15 protein-coding genes, 1 rRNA gene and 1 pseudogene are annotated in these 20,619 nt (G+C 72.1%); 7 read left to right on the top strand and 10 right to left on the bottom strand.

Translation table 11 applies throughout. From position 1 onward, the window contains the following. Window positions 1-55 precede the first annotated feature (55 nt). A pseudogene (locus ORI94_RS35665) lies at window positions 56-244 on the bottom strand (IS5/IS1182 family transposase); the annotation flags it as partial. 136 nt (window positions 245-380) lie between these two features. Further along, window positions 381-3,218, bottom strand: a complete 2,838-nt coding sequence (gene secA, locus ORI94_RS33415) for a preprotein translocase subunit SecA (RefSeq protein ID WP_266082579.1) — start codon at window positions 3,216-3,218, stop codon at window positions 381-383. 277 nt (window positions 3,219-3,495) lie between these two features. Here secA and ORI94_RS33410 point away from each other — a divergent pair, with 277 nt between their 5' ends. Continuing rightward, window positions 3,496-4,065: a GNAT family N-acetyltransferase gene (locus ORI94_RS33410; protein ID WP_266082577.1), complete on the top strand. Its 570-nt coding sequence runs from the start codon at window positions 3,496-3,498 to the stop codon at window positions 4,063-4,065. Window positions 4,066-4,553: 488 nt separating this feature from the next. Continuing rightward, window positions 4,554-5,741 carry a winged helix-turn-helix domain-containing protein gene (locus tag ORI94_RS33405; RefSeq protein ID WP_266082575.1) on the top strand — a complete coding sequence of 396 codons (1,188 nt, stop codon included), beginning with the start codon at window positions 4,554-4,556 and terminating at the stop codon, window positions 5,739-5,741. 6 nt (window positions 5,742-5,747) lie between these two features. Here ORI94_RS33405 and ORI94_RS33400 read toward each other — a convergent pair whose 3' ends face one another. From ORI94_RS33400 to mtnA, 7 genes are all read right to left on the bottom strand, one after another. Continuing rightward, window positions 5,748-6,530 carry a response regulator gene (locus tag ORI94_RS33400; RefSeq protein WP_266082573.1) on the bottom strand — a complete coding sequence of 261 codons (783 nt, stop codon included), beginning with the start codon at window positions 6,528-6,530 and terminating at the stop codon, window positions 5,748-5,750. A gap of 207 nt (window positions 6,531-6,737) precedes the next feature. Continuing rightward, window positions 6,738-7,430, bottom strand: a complete 693-nt coding sequence (gene hpf, locus ORI94_RS33395; RefSeq protein ID WP_266082571.1) for a ribosome hibernation-promoting factor, HPF/YfiA family — start codon at window positions 7,428-7,430, stop codon at window positions 6,738-6,740. Window positions 7,431-7,741: 311 nt separating this feature from the next. Further along, entirely contained in the window at window positions 7,742-8,665 is a 924-nt protein-coding gene (locus ORI94_RS33390; RefSeq protein ID WP_266082569.1) for a ComF family protein, read from the bottom strand. Window positions 8,666-8,786: 121 nt separating this feature from the next. Further along, window positions 8,787-10,643 (bottom strand): LpqB family beta-propeller domain-containing protein, encoded by a 1,857-nt coding sequence (locus tag ORI94_RS33385; protein WP_416237944.1) that lies wholly within the window; start codon window positions 10,641-10,643, stop codon window positions 8,787-8,789. Continuing rightward, window positions 10,633-12,819 carry an MtrAB system histidine kinase MtrB gene (mtrB, locus tag ORI94_RS33380; RefSeq protein ID WP_266082564.1) on the bottom strand — a complete coding sequence of 729 codons (2,187 nt, stop codon included), beginning with the start codon at window positions 12,817-12,819 and terminating at the stop codon, window positions 10,633-10,635. Before mtrB ends, ORI94_RS33385 begins: the two co-directional genes overlap by 11 nt. 1 nt (window position 12,820) lies before the next feature. Then, complete coding sequence (mtrA, locus tag ORI94_RS33375; protein WP_193478414.1) at window positions 12,821-13,510, bottom strand: two-component system response regulator MtrA; 690 nt, start codon at window positions 13,508-13,510, stop codon at window positions 12,821-12,823. A gap of 4 nt (window positions 13,511-13,514) precedes the next feature. Continuing rightward, window positions 13,515-14,663 carry an S-methyl-5-thioribose-1-phosphate isomerase gene (mtnA, locus tag ORI94_RS33370; protein ID WP_266082560.1) on the bottom strand — a complete coding sequence of 383 codons (1,149 nt, stop codon included), beginning with the start codon at window positions 14,661-14,663 and terminating at the stop codon, window positions 13,515-13,517. 138 nt (window positions 14,664-14,801) lie between these two features. Between mtnA and ORI94_RS33365 the strand changes: the two genes are divergently transcribed. From ORI94_RS33365 to ORI94_RS33345, 5 genes are read left to right on the top strand one after another with little or no spacing between them, the layout of a single operon-like run. Further along, window positions 14,802-16,133, top strand: coding sequence for a hypothetical protein (locus ORI94_RS33365; RefSeq protein WP_266082559.1), 1,332 nt, complete (start codon window positions 14,802-14,804; stop codon window positions 16,131-16,133). Between the two features lie 52 nt (window positions 16,134-16,185). Further along, window positions 16,186-16,914 (top strand): DUF4129 domain-containing protein, encoded by a 729-nt coding sequence (locus ORI94_RS33360; protein WP_266082593.1) that lies wholly within the window; start codon window positions 16,186-16,188, stop codon window positions 16,912-16,914. Beyond that, window positions 16,911-18,107, top strand: a complete 1,197-nt coding sequence (locus tag ORI94_RS33355; RefSeq protein WP_266082558.1) for a DUF4350 domain-containing protein — start codon at window positions 16,911-16,913, stop codon at window positions 18,105-18,107. The genes ORI94_RS33360 and ORI94_RS33355 overlap by 4 nt, the downstream gene beginning before the upstream one ends. Further along, a complete protein-coding gene (locus tag ORI94_RS33350) occupies window positions 18,104-19,096 on the top strand; it encodes an AAA family ATPase (RefSeq protein WP_266082557.1) in 993 nt (330 codons plus the stop codon). The genes ORI94_RS33355 and ORI94_RS33350 overlap by 4 nt, the downstream gene beginning before the upstream one ends. Continuing rightward, complete coding sequence (locus ORI94_RS33345; protein WP_266082556.1) at window positions 19,096-20,406, top strand: DUF58 domain-containing protein; 1,311 nt, start codon at window positions 19,096-19,098, stop codon at window positions 20,404-20,406. The genes ORI94_RS33350 and ORI94_RS33345 overlap by 1 nt, the downstream gene beginning before the upstream one ends. An 89-nt stretch (window positions 20,407-20,495) precedes the next feature. On the opposite strand, the gene rrf is transcribed toward ORI94_RS33345, so the two are convergent. Then, window positions 20,496-20,612: ribosomal RNA gene (rrf, locus tag ORI94_RS33340) — 5S ribosomal RNA — on the bottom strand. Window positions 20,613-20,619 lie beyond the last annotated feature (7 nt).

The following is a 20,619-nucleotide window of genomic DNA, read 5'->3' as shown; positions in this document are numbered from 1 at the left end:
CACCCCTGGGGGACACTGTTGGCTTGATCCCCGGCCCTGATGCTTCCCCCCGTCGTTATGCGGCGGGGCGAAGTGCTGCCAGGGGGCTGGCCCGGGTCCGGACGCGGGGCTTGTCGGTAGGCCGGGCGTTGATGCGGATGAGGGTGATCGCGGCGCCGGTGAGCTGGTGCTGGAGGCTGGTCCTGCCGAGTCCGCAGTAGCGGGATCCGCGCAGGCCGCAGGCTTGCACTCCCGGGGAATACGACAACGTCGGCTCCCAGGACCACGACAAGGTCCTGGGAGCCGACGTCACGCGAAGGCCGCGATGGACCAGCAACGTCCCGGGAGGGGCACCGGCCCGCCCCTCCACCGGCAGCTCACGCCTCCCGGTGGAGCAGCGGTCACTTCTTGCGGCGGCGTCCGCCCCGCGCCTGCTTGCGGCGCTCGGCGCGCGTGAGGCCGTCGGCCTCGGAGCGCACCGGCTCGTCCTCGGCGAACTCGCCCTCGACGGTGCCGCCCTCGCCGTCCACCGTCGGCGCGGAGAAGTGCAGGTTCCGCCGCTGTGGGGCGTCGAGCCCCTTCGCGCGGATCTCCGGCCGGGCACCCGCCTGAGCGGGCACCGCGTCCTGCGCCGCCGGCTCCGGCCTGGCGTCCTCCACCGGGACCTCCTCGACCTGCTGCTCGACCTGGACCTCCAGGTTGAACAGGTAACCGACGGACTCCTCCTTGATGCCGTCCATCATCGCGGTGAACATGTCGAAGCCCTCGCGCTGGTACTCGACCAGGGGGTCCTTCTGCGCCATCGCGCGCAGGCCGATGCCCTCCTGGAGGTAGTCCATCTCGTAGAGGTGCTCGCGCCACTTGCGGTCCAGGACCGACAGCACGACCCGGCGCTCCAGCTCACGCATGATCTCCGAGCCGAGCTGCGCCTCACGCTGCTCGTACTGCTCGCGGATGTCGTCCTTGACCGTGTCGCCGATGTACTCCGCCGTCAGCCCGGCCCGGTCGCCGGCCTCCTCCTCCAGCTCCTCGACCGTGATCCTGACCGGGTAGAGCTGCTTGAAAGCGCCCCACAGCCGGTCCAGGTCCCAGTCCTCGGGGAAGCCCTCGGCCGTCTCCGCCTGGACGTAGGCGTCGATGGTGTCGTCCATGAAGTGGTGGATCTGCTCCTGCAGGTCCTCGCCCTCCAGGACACGGCGCCGCTCGCCGTAGATGACCTCGCGCTGGCGGTTGAGGACCTCGTCGTACTTCAGGACGTTCTTACGGGTCTCGAAGTTCTGCGTCTCGACCTGCGACTGGGCCGACGCGATCGCGCGCGTGACCATCTTGTTCTCGATCGGCACGTCGTCCGGCACGTTCGCCATGGACATCACGCGCTCGACCATCTGGGCCTTGAACAGGCGCATCAGGTCGTCGCCGAGCGACAGGTAGAAGCGGGACTCGCCGGGGTCGCCCTGACGGCCGGAACGGCCGCGCAGCTGGTTGTCGATCCGCCGCGACTCGTGACGCTCGGTGCCGAGCACGTAGAGTCCGCCGAGCCGCTCGACCTCGTCCTTCTCGGCCTTGACCGCTTCCTCGGCCCGCGCGAGCGCCTCCGGCAGGGCGTGCGCCCACTCCTCGATGTGCTCCTCGGGGTCGAGGCCGCGCTGGCGCAGCTCCGCCTCGGCGAGGTCCTCGGGGTTGCCGCCCAGCTTGATGTCCGTACCACGGCCGGCCATGTTGGTCGCCACGGTGACGGCGCCCCTGCGGCCGGCCTGGGCGACGATCGTGGCCTCACGGTCGTGGTGCTTGGCGTTCAGCACCTCGTGCTGGATGCCGCGCTTGCTGAGCTGCTGCGAGAGGTACTCGGACTTCTCCACCGAGGTGGTGCCGACCAGGATCGGCTGACCCTTGCCGTGCTTCTCCTCGATGTCGTCGACGACGGCCTCGAACTTGGCGACCTCGGTGCGGTAGATCAGGTCCGCCTGGTCCTTGCGGACCATGTCCCGGTTGGTCGGGATGGGGACCACGCCGAGCTTGTAGATCTGGTGGAACTCGGCGGCCTCGGTCATCGCCGTACCGGTCATGCCGGACAGGCCCGGCTGTTCCTTGTCGTCGTGGTCGCGGCGCTTGTAGAGGCGGAAGAAGTTCTGGAGGGTGATGGTGGCGAGCGTCTGGTTCTCGTCCTTGATCGGCACCCCCTCCTTCGCCTCGATCGCCTGGTGCATGCCCTCGTTGTAGCGGCGGCCCGCGAGGATACGGCCGGTGTGCTCGTCGACGATCATGACCTCGTCGTCGATGATCACGTAGTCCTTGTCGGCCTTGAAGAGCTCCTTCGCCTTGATGGCGTTGTTCAGGTAGCCCACCAGCGGGGTGTTGACCGACTCGTAGAGGTTGTCGATGCCCAGCCAGTCCTCGACCTTGGCGACTCCGGACTCGTGGATGGCGACCGTGCGCTTCTTCTCGTCGACCTCGTAGTCGCCGGTCTCCTCGATGCCCTTGAGCGGGTTGCCGGCCTCGCCGCGCTTGAGGCGCTTGACCAGCTTGGCGAAGTCGCCGTACCACTTGGTGGCCTGGTCGGCCGGACCGGAGATGATCAGCGGCGTACGGGCCTCGTCGATGAGGATCGAGTCGACCTCGTCGACGATGGCGAAGTTGTGGCCGCGCTGGACGAGTTCGTCCTTGGACCACGCCATGTTGTCGCGCAGGTAGTCGAAGCCGAACTCGTTGTTCGTGCCGTAGGTGATGTCGTGGCCGTACTGCTCGCGGCGCTGGGCCGGCGTCATGTTGGCCAGGATGCAGCCGACCTCCAGGCCGAGGAACCTGTGGACGCGGCCCATCATCTCCGAGTCGCGCTCGGCCAGGTAGTCGTTGACCGTGATGATGTGGACGCCCTTGCCCGACAGGGCGTTCAGATACGCCGGCAGCGTGCCGACGAGGGTCTTGCCCTCACCGGTCTTCATCTCGGCCACGTATCCCATGTGCAGGGCGGCGCCGCCCATGATCTGCACGTCGTAGTGCCGCTGGCCCAGGACGCGCTTGGCGGCCTCACGGACGGTGGCGAAGGCCTCGGGGAGCAGGTCGTCCAGGCTCTCACCGTCGGCATACCGCTGCTTGTACTCATCGGTGAGGGCCCGCAGCTCGGCGTCGGAGAGGTCGACGAAGTCCTCTTCGATGGAGTTGACCTGGCCCGCGATGCGGTGCAGCTTGCGCAGGATCTTGCCTTCGCCTGCACGCATGATCTTGGAGAGGACGGACACGGGGGGTGGTCTCCTTGCCGGTCGGGCCTGGGACGGTCGGTTTCCGTTTCACTGCTGAGCAACGGCCATCGTATGCGAGGACCCCACCACGTCGGGAGGCCTGCCGTGACGGTGGCCGCGCGCAGCGTCATATCTGTTGCACGGCTGCTTCAAAGGGACAACGTCCGGCCGCTGCGGATGGTGCCGCCCCACCCGTCGAATTGTGCGAAGGGTGATCATTTCCTCACGTACGGCAAAGGGTTGGCGTCGCCCGCCCCTCCGTGAGCAGAATCGGCCGATGGACCCCGTCACCCTCACCACGGACCGTCTCCTGCTGCGCACGGTCGGCCCGCAGGACACCGACGCCGTGTACGCCGCCTGCCAGGACGCCGACATCCAGCGCTGGACCACGGTCCCCTCCCCGTACCTCCCCGAGCACGCGCGGGGCTTCACGGAGGAGATGATCCCGGACGGCTGGGCGAACGGTTCGATGTTCACCTTCGGCGCCTTCCTCCCCTCCGGGGAGCTCACCGGCATGCTCGGCCTCACCATGCGGTCCCTGGGGATGGGGGAGATCGGCTACTGGGGCGTCAAGGAGCACCGCGGCCACGGCTACGTCACCGAGGGAGTGGTCGCCGTTTCCCGGTGGGCCTTCACGAAGATGTCCGTCGACCGCGTGGAATGGCGCGCCGAGGTCGGCAACCGGGCCTCCCGCGCGGTGGCGGAACGGGCGGGTTTCGTCGTCGAGGGGACCCTGCGCTCCGCGCTCAACAACAAGGGGGTGCTGCGCGACTCCTGGGTCGGCTCCCTGCTCCCGTCCGACCTGGGCCTCACGGCGACGGCCCCGTACCTGCCCGCCGTGGAGTGACGGCCCGCCCGGACCCGGGCGGCTCCGGCCCGCCGGGCGGCCCCGGCCACGAGGCCGGACCCGGGCCCTCGTCGGTCACGCCGGCGGACAGGCCGGCCACGAGGCCCTCGCCGCCTTCCGGCCGGCCCCGGGCAACGGCCCCTCGCGCCGGCCCCCGTACGCACCGGCCGTGGCCCTTCCCCCACCGGCTTCCGGCCCCTCCCCGGCGTTGTTCCCGGCCCTCAGCCCGGCTTCCGCCCCGGCTCGTCCCCGGCTCGTCCCCGGGCCGGGGCGGAGGCCGGGCTGAAACCTGTCCCGCGAAGACCTGTCCCGCGGTTCCTGCCGGGAACCACGGCCGGCCGGGCCGCAGGCTCCGCCGGTGACCTGTGGCCCGGCCCGTCTCCGCCCGGCCCGTCTCCGCCCGGCCCGTCTCCGCCGGGCAGGTCACCGCCCGCCGTCCGGTCCGCCGCCCCGGCCGTTGTCAGTGCCGCCCCCTATCGTGCGGACGTATGACGTCCCTCCCTCGTCCGTCCACGGACCTCTCGGCGGCCGAGGCCCGCCGCATCGCCCTGCGGGCCCAGGGTCTCCTGGGCGCCCCCGACCGCCGCTCCGGTGTCCGGGGGGTCCTGCGTCACCTGGGCGCCGTGCAGCTCGACACCATCTCGGTCCTCGCCCGCTCCCACGAGCTGATCCCCTACGCCCGCCTCGGCGCCGTCGGCCGGGCGACGGTCGAGGACGCGTACTGGACGTCGGGGTCCGAGCCGCCGCGCGCGTTCGAGTACTGGTCGCACGCGGCCTGCCTGCTGCCGGTCGAGGAGTGGCCGCACTTCGCCTTCCGCCGCCGCGCCTACCGCGCCCGCCCGCACTGGAACCACGACCTCCCCGACGGCGTCTACGACCAGGTCGTCGAGCAGCTCCGCGCCCAGGGCCCGCTCACGGCCACCGACCTGGGTGGCGCGAAGCGCACCAGCGAGTGGTGGGACTGGTCCGGCGCCAAGGTCGCCGTCGAGCGGGCCCTGATGTACGGCGAGGTGGTGTGCGTCGAGCGCCGCGGCTGGAAGCGGGTCTACGACCTCGCCGAGCGCGCGATCCCCCACGCGCTGCTGCACGACGGGCTGGACGACGCCGAGTGCCTGCGCCGCCTGGTCCGCCTGGCCGGCAGGTCCCTCGGCGTGGGCACCCGCGCGGACCTCGCCGACTACCACCGGCTCAAGGGCGATCAGGTCGACGCGGTGATCGCCGACTCGGGTCTGGTCCCGGTCGCGGTCGAGGGCTGGTCCAAGCCGGCCTGGGCCGATCCCGAGGCCCTCGCCACACCTCCGCGCGGACGCCACCGCACGACGCTGCTGTCTCCGTTCGACTCCCTGGTCTGGGAGCGGGCGCGCACCGAGCGGGTCTTCGGCTTCACCCACCGCCTGGAGGCCTACGTGCCGAAGCAGAAGCGGGTGCACGGCTATTTCGCGATGCCCGTGCTCGCCGGCGGCCGGCTCGTCGGCCGCGTCGACCCGGCCCGCGAGGGCCGCACCCTGGTGGCCAAGCAGCTCACGCTGGACGGCCCCAGGGCGGTCCCGGCCGTCGCGCAGGCCCTGGTCGAGGCCGCGGGCTGGGTGGACTGCACGGACGTCCGCGTGGAGCGGGTCGAGCCGCCGGAGCTGCGCGAGCCGCTCACCCGGGAACTGTCGCGCGCCCTCGCCTGACTCCGCTCAGCGGATCTCGAGGATCTTCTCCCGCATCGCGTAGACCACCGCCTCCATCCTGGAGTGCAGCTGCAGCTTCTCCAGGATGTTGCGCACGTGGTTCTTCACGGTGTTCTCGGAGATGAACAACTCCTTGGCGATGTCCCGGTTGTTCATCCCCGTGGCGACGAGCTTGAGGACTTCGAGTTCACGGTCCGTCAGCCGGGGCGCGGGCACCAGCCGGCGCTCGTCGGTGCGCTGGATCATCGACTTGAACTCGGTGAGCAGCTTCGACGCCATGGACGGGCTGATCTGCGACTGTCCGTCGGCCACCGCGCGGATGGCGGTGGCCACCTCGTCCGTGGAGATCTCCTTGAGGAGGTAGCCGGTCGCGCCCGCCTTGATGGCGTCGTAGAGGTCCGCTTCCTCGTCGCTGATCGTCAGCATGATGATCTTCGCACTGGGGGCGACCTCCTTGATGGAGGTGCACGCCTCGATACCGCCCCGCCTGGGCATCCGCACATCCATCAGGACGATGTCCGGCAACAGGTCGGCGGCCTTCTCCACGGCCTCCGCGCCGTCCCCCGCCTCGCCGACGACCTGGATGTCCTCCTCGGCCGCGAGCACGATCTCCAGACCGCGGCGGAAGAGCGCGTGGTCGTCCACCACGAGGACTCGGATCGGCTCCCGCTCCGGCTCCTTCGCCGACTCGCCGGCCGACTCCCCGTACCTGGAGCGCGCGTCCGGTCCCCTGCCGGTTTCGCCGTCGTCGGAGTCCTTTCCACGCATCGGTCCGAAGCTGTCCGCCATCGTTCCTCCCCCTGAAGGCTGTGGCCTGTGGTCCTGAGCCATCGCCAACCCAAGGCAACGGCCCACCGTTTGGGCCGTTGCCGCCATGATTTCATGCCCGGACGGCACGGGGGTGACAGCCCGGGGTGCGAAGTGGTCGCACACCGGTGCCCCTGGGGGCGCACATGCGCGCACCAGGGGCACCGGTCCAGCTGTGACCCGGCTCGGTCAGCCGCCGAGCGTTCCGCCCGCCTCGGGAGCGTGCGGGTGCGTGACCATGGTGTCCGTGCTGAGGTGGATCACGCCGTAGTCGTAGGCGTGCCGTCGGTAGACGACACTGGGCTCCTTGGTCTCGGAGTCGACGAACAGATAGAAGTCGTGCCCGACCAGTTCCATCTCGTAGAGCGCCTGATCCAGGGTCATGGGGGCGGCCACGTGGGTCTTCTCGCGGACGATGAGGGGCCCTTCGCCCTGCACCTCCAGCGAGCCGATCTTCTTGGTGGGGACGGCTTCCTGCTTCTCCTGGGAGGACAGTGCCCCCGTGCCGTTGAGTGTCGCCGCGTCGGGGACGTGGGCGGGCACCTCCGCTGCCGAGATCCTGCGCGCGCCGCGCCGTGAGTAACGCTTGTCGTGCTGCTTGCGCAGCCGGGCGTCCAGCTTCTCCGCTGCCAGGTCGAGCGCCGCGTACGGGTCGCTCGCCGCTGCCTCCGCCCGGATCACCGGACCGCGGGAGTGGAGCGTGATCTCCACCCGGTCACTGCGGTCGGCCTGTCGGGGGTTGGGCTCCTTGGACACCTCGACGTCGAGGCTGATCACCTTGCCGTCGAGCTTCTGGATCTTCTCCAGCTTCAGCTTCTCGGCCACGTGCTTCCGGAACCGCTCGGGCACCTCGGTCTTGCGGCCCTTGACGACGATGTCCACGCAGAACTCCGTTCCCGGATCGCTCCGCCTCGGTGCGGAGCGTCTCCCTTTTGCACCAGGCTCCGGTCGGCCCCGGAACCTCGGACTCGGTGACTTCCACCTCCTCCCCCAGGAGCGAGATCTCCAGTCCACCGGCCCGGGTGATTGCGAAAAACCCGTGGCACGGCATTCGGATTCGAGAGGTGTGGCCTGCGGCTTTCCCTCACAACCGAACATATCTCGCCCGGACGGATGTCGTCACCCTCTTCTACCGCCTACCTCCGTTCAGGTGAATTTACGCTCTCACTACCTGCAACGACGCAAGTCCCCCTTCAGTTCCGGTTCATTTCGAAAGAACCCACTGAAGCCGCAACAACCGCAGCGCACTTCACGTCAATGGGCCGGTCGGCCCTGTACGCACCCGCTGTGCCCACCGACCGGCCGGACCTCCGGCCCGCCCTCCGGTGAGCCGGTTCGTTTCGCTGTTCTCCACACCTTTCCCAGGTCTCGCCCCTGTACACGAACGCGGGCGCCGAAATACTCGAATCGGCCCTGTGTTCCCCTTGCGCCCGCAGGTCGGCCCGCACCGCACGCGCCGCCTCCGCCAGCGACGCCCCGGTGGTCATCAGGTCGTCCACGAGGACGACCTGCCCCTCGCGCAGCAGCCGGCCACAGCCCGGCGCCACCACCAGCGCACCGGCGAGGTTGGCCTGCCGCTCTTGGGCGTCGAGACCCGACTGGTCGGCCACGCCCCGCCGCTGCCGCAACGCGGGAAGCACCGAGGCGGGTTCCCCCTGCCGGCGCAACGCACCCGCCGCCGCCCGGGCGATCCGCAGGGCGGGGTCGTGGCCACGGGCCCGCACGGCCCGCCGCGCGGACGGCACGGGCACCAGCAGCACCGTGCCCCGGTCGCCGTGGAGCGGCCCCCCGGACTCACCGGACCCCGGCCGCACCGCCGCCGCCTCCCGCAGTCCCCTGCGCACGGCTCCCGCCAGGGCTTCGCCCAGCGGCCGGGACAGGGCCAGGGCGCCCCGTTCCTTGTGGGCCAGCAGCGTGGCGCGCACCTCGTCCGCGTACCGGGCGGCCGCGTGCGTCACCGGCAACCCGGCCGGCTCCGGCTCCGGCCGCACCCGGCGGGGCGCGGCACCGCCGAGCGCCGCACGGCACCGGTCGCACAGCACCGTACGAGGCCTGCCGCATCCGCCGCACTCGGCCGGAAGCACCAGGTCGGTGAGATCCTGCCACCAGCCCCGCACGGCCCCACTGTGCCAAGGCACACCGAGCCCGGCCACCCCTGTGGAGAACTCCCCGGCCCGCCGGCACACCCTTCACCCGGCCGGCGGCCCCCGCCCCGCCCGGCATCCGCCGGGCGGGTGCTCATCCCGGATAGACCGGCGCGGTCCCCTCCGTCACCTTCTGCCACTGGGCTCCCGACGGCAGCCGGACGATCCCGTCCACCGAGTGGGCCACCAGCGGCACCTCTTCGTCGGCGGATCCGGTGACCGCCTCGACTCCCGTCAGGGCTGCGGGCTGCGAGACCTCCGGCAGGGAGCCGTCGACCTCGACGTACCGCATCTGCTCCACCCCGCCTTCCTCGCGTCCGACCACGACGAGCCGGCTGTCGCCGGTCCACGACATGGCGGTGACCTTCTCCAGCTCGGGCGTCGCAGGCCTCGGTTGCAGCACGGTGACAGCGGGCCGCGCGCCCGTCTTCTCGGCCGGTCCGGCCGGCCCCTCCGTCCCGCTCCGCTCGATCCGTCCGATCATCAGGGAGCGCCGATCGCCCTCGGCCACGACGAGCGCGATCCTGACGCCGTCGGCCGCCACCCGGACCGACTGGATGCGCCCGTCCAGGCCTGGAGTGCGCACCTCCAGCGGCTCGCCCCCACCCTCCTCGAGCAGGAACAGCCCCGGATCGGCGGGGTCGCGGTCGGCCACCCACAGACCGCCCTGCGCGTCCCAGCTGGGCGCGGTCAGCCGGTCGTCCTCGGACTCGCCCCGGCTGCTCAGCACGGGCTCCCCGAGCGAACCGCCCGGCACGATCGAGCCGACGTACAGCGACTGCCCGTCGAGCGTGACCCCGGCCGCCGTGCGTTCGTTCCGCGAGACGGCCACCGACCGCAGCGAGGTCTCGCCCTCGCCGAGCGCACCGGGCACCGGGTCCGGCTGAGTGGCGGTGCCGCCGGCGGGAATCCGCACCAGCCGGTGGTCCTCGTCGATGAAGTACAGGTAGTCGGGGCTGTTCAGCGAGCCCCGGTCGGCCACGGTCTCGGTCGCCTCCTGGGTCAGCGAGCACAGCTGCTTCCCCTCGGCCCGCAGTTCGACCTCGTCCACGGCGGGGCTGAGATTGCGCAGCGTGAACAGCAGCTGGGCGGCCATCTCCTTGCACAGCTCGGTACCGGCTCCGGCCGCCTTGTCGTTGAGCGGCACGGTCAGCTTGCCGCGGTCGTCCGCCGCCAGCGGCCCGGCGTCCTCGTGCAGGGCCGCGCCCGCGGGGAAGCTCGACCTGACGACCGGGTCGAGCCAGGTCGTGGGACCGCCCAGCAGCGAACGCACCATCTGGGTGGTGGGCTCCACATGGCTGCGGACGTACACCGGGTCGGCGACCGCCATCGGTGGTCCGTCCGCGGTGGCCCTCGAGGTGTTGGAGGCGAAGTAGTACTTGCTGACGGACATGTAGTTGCGCTGGAAGTCCGACTTTCCCATGACGACGCCCTGCGGGACCCCGTCGATGCGCCACTGCCCGCTCTTCGCGTCCCGCGTGAGATGCACGAGCTTGCTGTACGGCCCGGTGGCGGACGCGTACGCCTGCTGCGCGTCCACGGTGGCGACCTTCTCGCCGGTCAGCGTGAAGGAGACCGCGCCGGTGTCCTCCCGGCCCGGCCGGTCGGCGTGCGCACCCGGCCCGTCCGCCAGCACCGTGGTGGACAGCTCGGGCTTCCAGGCCCGCGCCGCCTCGGTGGTCAGATACTGACGCGCGGTCTTGTAGTCCGCGTCGTCGCTGGTCAGCGCCTCCAGGAACCCCTGCACGATCTGTGTGGGCGACGCGTCCTCGCTCGGCGGCATCGCGAACACCCGCACCTGCGCGTCCTGCCGGGGCGTGGACTCCACGCCCCGCAGATCCCCGCTGTCGGGCATCGAGGCGCACCCTGCCAGCAGTACGGCACCGCTGGTGGCGTACGCGATCATCCGTGCCGGCGCCCTTCGGTTGCGCCCTGCGCGCTCACCGTCCACGTGAAGCCTCCCCCTGCCTGCCCCCGAGGCCGTCGTGCCCTTCCCGACCGTCCACATCGTCCAGACCGTCCGCATCGTCCAGGCCGTCCAGTTCGTCCACGTCACCGGCGTCGTCATCCGCGGCGCCGTCGGTACCCCCGGCGGCAGGCTCCGCGTCTCCTGCGGCCGGTCCCGCCGGCTCCTCCCGGCGCGGCGCGCCGGCTGCCGGCCGCGACACCACGCGTGCGCCGTTGCCGGGCAGTGCCGTCGGATCGGCCGTGGGTGTCGCGGCGGCCGACAGCGGGGCGAGCGGATCGCGGGCCGCGCGGGCAGAGCCCTCGGTGTCCGCGGGCGGCGCGGGCAGGGTGGCCCGCTTCTCGCCGTTCCCGCCGCCGTGCGGCGGACCGGGGGCGTCGAGTCCGCGGTTGCGCCGCGAGTCCCGGGGCTCCAGCGGTATCGGGGAGCCCCGCAGCGGCTCGTCCGCCGTCCGGGGCAGCGTCAGCCGGAACTGCGAGCCGCCGCCCGGCTCACCCCAGGCCTGGAGCCAGCCGCCGTGCAGCCGCGCGTCCTCCAGCGCGATGGACAGCCCCAGCCCGGTACCGCCGGTGGTCCGCGCGCGTGCCGGGTCCGCCCGCCAGAAGCGGCTGAAGACCCGGGTCGCCTCACCGGGCTTGAGCCCGACGCCGTAGTCCCGCACGGCGATGGCGACCGCCCCGCCCGCCGCGGCGAGCTTGACGACGACGTCCTTGCCGTCGCCGTGCTCCACGGCGTTGACGACGAGGTTGCGCAGGACACGCTCCACCCGCCGGGCGTCGGCCTCGGCGACGACGGGCTGCTGGTCGCCGACCACCTTGATCCGTGTGCCCTTGCGCTCGGCGAGCGGCTCGGCCCCGCCGACCACACGCCGTACGACGATCCGCAGGTCGACCGGCTCCGCTTCCAGGGCCGCCGCGCCCGCGTCGAAGCGGCTGATCTCCAGCAGGTCCGAGAGCAGCGACTCGAACCGGTCGATCTGGTCGGCGAGCAGCTCGGCCGACCGCGCGGTCACCGGATCGAAGTCCTCACGCGCCTCGTGGATGACGTCCGCCGCCATCCGTACGGTCGTCAGCGGTGTCCGCAGCTCGTGGGAGACGTCCGACACGAACCGGCGCTGCATCCGTGACAGGTCCTCGAGCTGGTTGATCTTCAGCTGGAGGTTCTGCGCCATCTTGTTGAAGGCCTCGCCGAGCCGCGCGATGTCGTCCTCGCCGGTGACCTTCATCCGTTCCTGGAGCCGCCCGGCGGACAGCCGCTCGGCGATCCCGGCCGCCATCCGCACCGGCGTCACGACCTGCCGCACCACGAGCCAGGCGATCGCCCCGAGGAGGACGACGACGAACAGACCGGCGGTCGCCAGCGTGCCCTTGACCAGGCTCAGTGACTTCTCCTCCTGCGACAGCGGGAAGAGGTAGTACAGCTGGTACGGATCGCCGTTGGGGTCGTTGACCTGCTTGCCGATGACCAGACCGGGCTGGGAGTCCGCGCCGTCGCTGTAGACGATCCGCGTGTACCGCTGTGTCGCCCTCGTGCTGGTGTCGATCCGGTCCCGCAGGTCGCCCGGCACGCTCTGGGCCGGGTCGACGTACCCGGAGGCGCGCGGCCCGCGCCCGCCGCCGCTCTCGTCGCCCATGGGCAGGGTGACCACGTCGAAGGCGCCCTGACCGCCGCTGGAGAGCGACTCCACGAGGTCGCTCATCCACTGGATGACGCTCTGCGAGGACCCGTCCACCGCGGACGGGTCCTCCCCGGTGCCGCTCTCGGCCTCGTCGGCCCGCTGCTTGGCCACCGCGAACCCGCCGGTGGCCTGGCTCTGGGACGCCTTCACCTTGGCGTCCAGCAGGCCGTTGCGCACCTGGCCGATGACGACGAAGCCCAGCAGCAGGACCACGCCCAGCGACATCAGCAGAGTGGTGACGACGACCTTGAGCTGGATGTTGCGCCGCCACAGCCGCATGACGGGCAGCAGCGGCCGGCGCACCCAGCGCACGAACAGGCGGATGACCGGGCTGCCCTGGACTCCGCCCTGCAGCAGCCCGCCCGCCGGGCGGCGGCCCCAGCGGGAACGCCTCGGGGTGCGGCCCTCGGACGTCCGGCCGACAGGCCGCTCCGGTCGGTCCCCGGACCGGCCGGAGCCCGAAGCGGCACTGTCACCGGACATGTCAGCTCGGCCCTGCCTTGTAGCCGACTCCACGGACGGTCACCACGATCTCCGGCTTCTCCGGGTCCTTCTCGACCTTGGAGCGCAGCCGCTGGACGTGGACGTTCACCAGCCGGGTGTCGGCCGCGTGGCGGTACCCCCAGACCTGCTCGAGGAGCACCTCCCGGGTGAACACCTGCCACGGCTTGCGGGCCAGCGCGACCAGCAGGTCGAACTCCAGCGGGGTCAGCGCGATCGACTGCCCCTCCCGCTTCACGGAGTGCCCGGCCACGTCGATCACCAGGTCGCCGATGGCGAGCTGTTCCGGCGCGGGCTCCTCCGACCTGCGCAGCCGCGCCCGGATCCGGGCGACCAGCTCCTTCGGCTTGAACGGCTTGACGATGTAGTCGTCGGCGCCGGACTCCAGGCCCACCACGACATCGACGGTGTCGCTCTTCGCCGTGAGCATCACGATCGGCACCCCGGACTCCGCCCTGATCAGGCGGCACACCTCGATGCCGTCCCGGCCGGGCAGCATCAGATCCAGCAGCACCAGATCGGGCTTGGCCTCACGGAAAGCGGCCAGCGCCTTGTCGCCGTCGGCTACGAAAGACGGCTCAAAACCTTCACCACGCAGCACAATGCCGAGCATCTCGGCCAGTGCGGTGTCGTCGTCGACGACAAGGACTCGTCCCTTCATAAACGACATCATCCCATTAGCTATTCGTGACCTGGCGTGACCTGGCACACAGCTCGGCCAGGGCCTCTGCCGTCACGGGTGAGACGGCACCTTCCTCCGTGACGATCGCCGTGACCAGCTCTGGTGGTGTCACGTCGAACGCCGGGTTGTACGCCTGGGTCCCCAGGGGTGCCACAAGAATCCCGCCTCCCGCTTCGGTTCCGGCCACCGGCACCTGCGGTGCCGTGACCTCGGTCACTTCATGTCCGGGGCGCTGCTCGATCTCGATGGACGCCCCGTCCGGTGTCCGGGGATCGACCGTCGTCACCGGTGCCACCACGATGAACGGCACATGGTGGTACCGCGCGAGCACTGCGAGCGGATAGCTTCCCACCTTGTTCGCCACCGAGCCGTCGGCCGCGATGCGGTCCGCCCCCACCAGTACCGCGTCCACCTCGCCCGCCGCGAACAGCGATCCCGCCGCGCTGTCGGTGAGCAGCGTGTACGCCATGCCGCTACGGGCCGCCTCGTATGCCGTCAGGCGAGCACCTTGCAGCAACGGACGCGTTTCGTCCACCCACAGCCGCCTGAGCCGGCCCGCCCGGTGCGCCGCCAGCGCCACCGCGAACGCCGTGCCCTCTCCGCCCGACACCAGCGAACCGGTGTTGCAGTGGGTGAGGATCCGGTGCCCGCCGCCGGGCATCAGCTCGTCCAGCAGCGCCAGGCCGTGCCCGGCCATCCGGGCGCTGGCCTCGGCGTCCTCCCGGTGCAGCTGCCGTGCCGCGGCCAGCGCCGCCCCGGCCGCCTCCCGGAGATCACCGCCGCGGGCGAGGACGCCCTGGTGGGCGTCCTGGGCCCGGCGCACCCCCACGCCGAGGTTCACCGCGGTGGGCCGGGCGCCCTCCAGCGCGGCCGCGGCGTCGCCCACCTCGAAACCCCGTGCGGCGGCGAGGGCGACGCCGTACGCCCCCGCGATGCCCAGCAGTGGCGCACCGCGCACGGCGAGCGAGCTGATCGCCTCCACGAGCGCGGAGGCGTCCGTGCAGACGAGCTCGACCTCCTCGGCCGGCAGTCTGGTCTGGTCCAGGAGCACCAGAACGGGCCCCTCCGGTGGCTCCTCCCAGCGGATCACCGGGATCTCGGTCGGCCGCTTGTGGTCGCCGCTGCGTGCGTACTGATCAGCCATACCGCCAGTCTGCCCCCTGGAGCACGGACAATTGAAGGCACAGCCCTCACCTCGGCCGGTCCGTCGCCGACCACCCCATGGCACGATGGCAGCGAACCTGCCGCCGCGACCGCGGACGGGCACCGTGAAGGAGCGACGATGAACGACACTCCGGGCTGGGCTTCGCCCGGATCCGCCCCGTCCGAAGGGCAGGGACCGGATGCGTCCGGACCTGCCGAGCCCGCAGACCGCCCGAACCCCGAGCAGCCCGCCCCGCAGGGCCCGAACTGGTCGAAGGAGCAGCCGCCGAGCCAGTGGTCCGCGCCCACCGGCCGGCCCGGCACCCCGGACCCCGGCCAGGCGCCCCCGCCGGGCTGGGGCGCCCCGCCGCCGGCCGGGCCCGGCCCCCACGGACCCGGTGGCTACGGCGGCGGGTACGCGGGCCCTGGCGGCTACGGCGGTCCCGGCGGCCCCGGCTCCTGGGGAGGAGGCTGGGGCGGTCCCCCGCCCGCGGCCAAGCCCGGTGTGATCCCGCTCCGCCCGCTCGGCGTGGGCGAGATCCTCGACGGCGCGGTCTCCACCATGCGCACCCACTGGCGCACCGTCCTCGGCATCGCGCTGACCGTCGCCGTCCTCACCGAGGTCGTCGCCGTCCTCGTCCAGGGGTTCTTCCTGGACAGCTCCAGCGCCGCGGCCCTCAGCGATCCGAGCGCGACCCTCGACGAGCTGACCGCCGCCATGGGGGACTCCCTGCTCAACAGCGGGGTGGTCTTCGTGGTCACCCTGATCGGCACCGTCGCCGCCACCGCCCTGCTCACCACCGTCACCAGCCGCGCCGTGCTCGGCACGTCGGTCACCGCCGCCGAGGCCTGGCGCGACGCCCGCCCTCAGATCCTGAGGCTGTTCGGCCTGATCTGCCTGCTGCTGCTGATCACCGTGCTCGTCATCACGGTGGGCGCGGTACCCGGCCTCGTCATGACCGCCGCGGTCGGCGGTGGAGGCGCGGTGGCACTCACCGTCCTGGGCATCATCGGCGCCGGCCTCGTCGCCCTGTGGCTGATGGTCCGCTACTCGCTGGCCTCGCCCGCGCTGATGCTGGAGAAGCAGGGCGTCTTCAGGGCGCTGAGCCGCTCCGCGAAGCTGGTGCGCGGCTCCTGGTGGCGGATCTTCGGCATCCAGCTGCTCGCGACGATCATCGCGAACGTCGTCGCGTCGATCATCATCATCCCCTTCACCTTCATCGCCGCGGCCTTCACCGGCGACGGCGTCACCGGCTTCCTCAACAGCGCCGGCGGCGACATCGGCTGGACGTTCCTCATCATCACCGGAATCGGCGCGGTCATCGGCGCGATGATCACGTACCCGATCACGGCCGGCGTCACCGTGCTCCTCTACATCGACCAGCGCATCCGCCGCGAGGCCCTCGACCTCGAACTGGGCCGCGCCGCCGGCGTCCAGGGCTACGGGCCCGGCACCGTCCCGGGGAGCTGACAGGGTGCACACCGCGGGGGGAGCGCTCACCGTGCTCACGTCGGCGCCGACACTGCCCGAAGCCGCCGGCAGCGCCGTCCGGGCACTGCCGCGCGGTGACGGCGAACCGCCCGTCACCCTCCCGCGCGACCCCGCGCGGGAGGCGGCCCGGCGCGAACTGTCCAAGCAGATGTACCACGAGAACGACCCCAGCTGGTTCCAGCGGGCCCTGGACGCCCTCTGGGAATGGGTCGGCAAGCTGTTCGACGCCGCCTCCAGCGCCGCGCCCGGCGGCACGCTCGGGCTGATCGTCATCGTCGTCGCCGTGCTTGCCGTCCTGGGCGCCCTGTGGTGGCGCCTGGGCACCCCACGCCGCCGGCCGACCTCCGCGCCCGTCCTGTTCGACGACCGCCCCCGCAGCGCCGCCGAACACCGCGCGACCGCCGAGGCACACGCCGCCCAGGGCCACTGGAACCAGGCCGTCCAGGAACGCATGCGCGCCCTCGTCCGCGCCCTGGAGGAACGCGCCCTGCTCGAGCTCCACCCCGGCCGCACCGCCGACGAGGCCGCCGCGGAGGCCGGCCGCGCCCTGCCCGCCCACACCGGCCGACTGCACACCGCGGCCCGGAACTTCGACGACGTGACCTACGGCGGCCGCACAGCGACGGAGGAGTCGTACCGTCGGCTCACCGAACTCGACCGCGACCTGGAACGGACCAGCCCCCGGCTCGCGAGCGCCTCCGCCGGCAGCCACAACCGCAGCGACACGGGCGGCGACGCCCGCCAGGGAGCCGCCGGATGACGACCGAGGTCCCGCTCCCCTCCACCTCCACCTCGCCCACCGCCCGCCAGGTGTGGACCCGCGCGCGAGGCGTCGTCCTCGCACTCGCGCTGCTGGCCGTGGCAGCCGTCGTCATCGCCGTGGTCCGCTCCGACGCACGCCACGGCGAACTCGACCCGCGCTCCGCCGACCGCTACGGCAGCCGCGCGGTCGCCGAACTCCTCGCCGACCGCGGCGTGGACACGCGCGTGGTCACCACCCTGGAAGAGGCGTTTGCCGCCGCGAAACCCGACACGACCCTCCTGGTGGCCGTCCCCGACCTCCTGACGCACCGCCAGCAGTCACGACTGCACTCCGGGTTCGCCGACTCCGGCGGCCGCACCGTCCTGGTGTCCGCCGGCAGCACGTCCGTCGACCGGCTGGCACCGGGCGTCATCGCCGACCCGGCCACCAGCTTCGGCTCGACCCTCGACCCCGTCTGCGACCTGCCCGCCGCCGTCCGCGCGGGCTCCGCCGACACGGGCGGTCTGCGCTACACCACCGCCCATCTCGACGCAGACGAGTGCTACCCCAGCGAGCGCCTGGCCACCCTGCTGCGCATCCCGGCAGCCACCGGGGGCGGCGACACCGTCCTCCTCGGCGCCCCCGACATCCTTCTCAACGACCGCCTCGACGAGCACGGCAACGCCTCGCTCGCCCTCCAGCTCCTCGGCTCCCGCCCGCACCTCGTCTGGTACCTCCCCTCACTCGCCGACGCCTCCGCCGCTTCGGAAGAGGGCCGACGCAGCTTCTTCGACCTGCTTCCCTCCGGCTGGCTCTGGGGCACCGCGCAGCTCTTCTTCGCGGCGTCCCTGGCCGCCCTGTGGCGGGCGCGCCGGCTCGGCCCGCTCGTCCCCGAAAGACTCCCCGTCGCGATCCGCGCCTCCGAAACCGTCGAAGGCCGCGCCCGCCTCTACCGCAAGGCGAACGCCCGCGACCGCGCGGCCGCCGCTCTGCGCTCCACCACCCGCACGCGCCTCGCCCCTCTCGTAGGCGTCCCCGTGTCCCGGGCCCACACGCCCGAGACCCTGCTTCCCTCCCTGTCCACCCGCCTTCACGGCGACGGGCAGTCCCTGCACGATCTCCTGTTCGGCCCACCACCCGGCGACGACGCAGCCCTGATCACTCTCGCCGACCGACTCGACGCCCTCGAAAGAGAGGTACGCCGTCCATGACGGACCCGACCACTGACAACGCCGCGCACCCCGGGGATCCGGCCGCCGCCCGTGCCTCCCTGGAAGCCCTGCGCGCCGAGATCGCCAAAGCCGTGGTCGGCCAGGACCCCGCTGTCACCGGCCTCGCCGTCGCCCTGCTGTGCCGCGGACACGTCCTCCTCGAAGGCGTTCCCGGTGTCGCCAAGACCCTGCTCGTCCGCACCCTCGCCGCGGCCCTCGACCTCGACACCAAGCGCGTCCAGTTCACCCCCGACCTGATGCCGAGCGACGTCACCGGCTCCCTGGTCTACGACGCCCGCACCTCCGAGTTCTCCTTCCAGCCCGGCCCGGTCTTCACCAACCTCCTCCTCGCGGACGAGATCAACCGCACGCCCCCGAAGACCCAGGCATCCCTGCTGGAGGCCATGGAGGAGCGCCAGGTCACCGTCGACGGCACCGCCCGCCCCCTCCCCGACCCCTTCCTGGTCGCCGCCACCCAGAACCCCGTGGAGTACGAGGGCACCTACCCCCTCCCCGAGGCGCAGCTCGACCGCTTCCTCCTCAAACTCACGATCCCGCTGCCCTCGCGCCAGGACGAGATCGACGTCCTCACCCGCCACACCGAGGGCTTCAACCCCCATGACCTGCGCGCCGCCGGCGTACGCCCGGTCGCCACCGCAGCCGACCTGGAAACCGCCCGCGCCGCGGTGGCGAAGACGACGGTGTCCCCCGAGATCACCGCCTACGTCGTCGACATCTGCCGCGCCACGCGCGAATCGCCGTCCCTCGCTCTCGGCGTCTCCCCCCGAGGAGCGACCGCCCTCCTGTCCACCGCCCGCGCCTGGGCCTGGCTGACCGGACGCGACTACGTCATCCCCGACGACGTCAAGGCCCTCGCGCTGCCCACCCTCCGCCACCGCGTACAGCTGCGCCCGGAGGCCGAGATGGAAGGCGTCACGACCGACTCGGTCATCAACGCGATCCTCGCCCACGTCCCCGTCCCCCGCTGATGGCCCTCACCGGACGCGCCGCTCTCCTGGCGGCACTCGGCTCTCTCCCCGTCGGCCTCTGGGAACCGGGCTGGGCGGGCCTGCTCGCCGTCAACGCCCCCCTGGCGGTGGCCTGTGCCTGCGACTTCGCCCTGGCCTCCCCCGTACGCCGGCTCGGCCTCAGCCGCTCCGGCGACACCTCCGTACGCCTGGGCGACAGCGCCGACATCACCCTGACGGTCACCAACACGTCCGGCCGCCCGCTCCGGGCCCGTATCCGTGACGCCTGGCCCCCCAGCAGCTGGCAGCCCGGCGCCGAGGTGGCAGCCTCCCGGCACCGCCTCACGGTCCCCGCGGGTGAACGCCGACGCGTCACCACCCGGCTGCGCCCCACCCGCCGCGGCGACCGCACGGCCGACCGTGTCACCGTCCGGTCCTACGGCCCGCTCGGCCTCCTCGCCCGCCAGGGCACCCACGACGTCCCCTGGACGGTCCGTGTGCTGCCACCGTTCACCAGCCGCAAACACCTGCCCTCCAAACTGGCCCGGCTGCGCGAGCTGGACGGCCGCACCAGCGTCCTCACCCGCGGCGAGGGCACGGAGTTCGACAGCCTGCGCGCGTACGTCCCCGGCGACGACACCCGCTCCATCGACTGGCGTGCCACGGCCCGGCAGTCCGCCGTGGCGGTACGCACCTGGCGCCCCGAACGCGACCGGCACATCCTGTTGGTCCTCGACACCGGCCGCACCTCCGCGGGCCGGGTCGGCGACATTCCCCGCCTGGACGCCTCCATGGACGCGGCCCTGCTCCTCGCGGCCCTCGCCTCCCGGGCCGGCGACCGCGTCGACCTCCTCGCCCACGACCGCCGCCTCCGCGCCCTCGTCCAGGGCCGCTCGGCGGGCGACGTCCTCCCTTCCCTGGTCAACGCCATGGCCGTCCTCGAACCGGAGCTCGTCGAAACCGATGCCCGGAGCCTCACGGCCACAGCCCTGCGCACAGCCCCTCGCCGCTCTCTGATCGTCCTTTTCACGACACTCGACGCGGCCCCCGTAGAGGAGGGCCTGCTCCCCGTGCTGGCCCAGCTCACCCAGCGCCACACGGTCCTGCTCGCCTCGGTCGCCGACCCGCACCTGGTACGGATGTCCAACGCCCGTGGAAACACCGACGCCGTGTACGAGGCCGCGGCAGCAGCCCAGGCTCAGACGGAACGCGACCGCACTGCGGAACAACTCCGCCGCCACGGCGTCACCGTCGTCGAAGCAACCCCGGACGGCCTGGCACCGGCCCTGGCAGACGCCTACCTCGCCTTGAAGGCAGCGGGACGTCTCTGAGAGGAGAGAGGGAGGGGCACAGCCCCAAGGCCTCCAACAAATGCAGAAAGCCCCGTGCCGGATGACACGGGGCTTTCCCCTCAAGAATTGTTCGGCGGCGTCCTACTCTCCCACAGGGTCCCCCCTGCAGTACCATCGGCGCTGTAAGGCTTAGCTTCCGGGTTCGGAATGTAACCGGGCGTTTCCCCTACGCTATGACCACCGAAACACTAT

Origin of the sequence: Streptomyces sp. NEAU-W12 (assembly GCF_026242095.1) — a bacterium.
GTDB lineage: Bacteria > Actinomycetota > Actinomycetes > Streptomycetales > Streptomycetaceae > Streptomyces.
The sequence above is the reverse complement of the archived record's forward strand: the minus strand, read 5'-3'. Positions and strand labels throughout refer to the sequence as shown.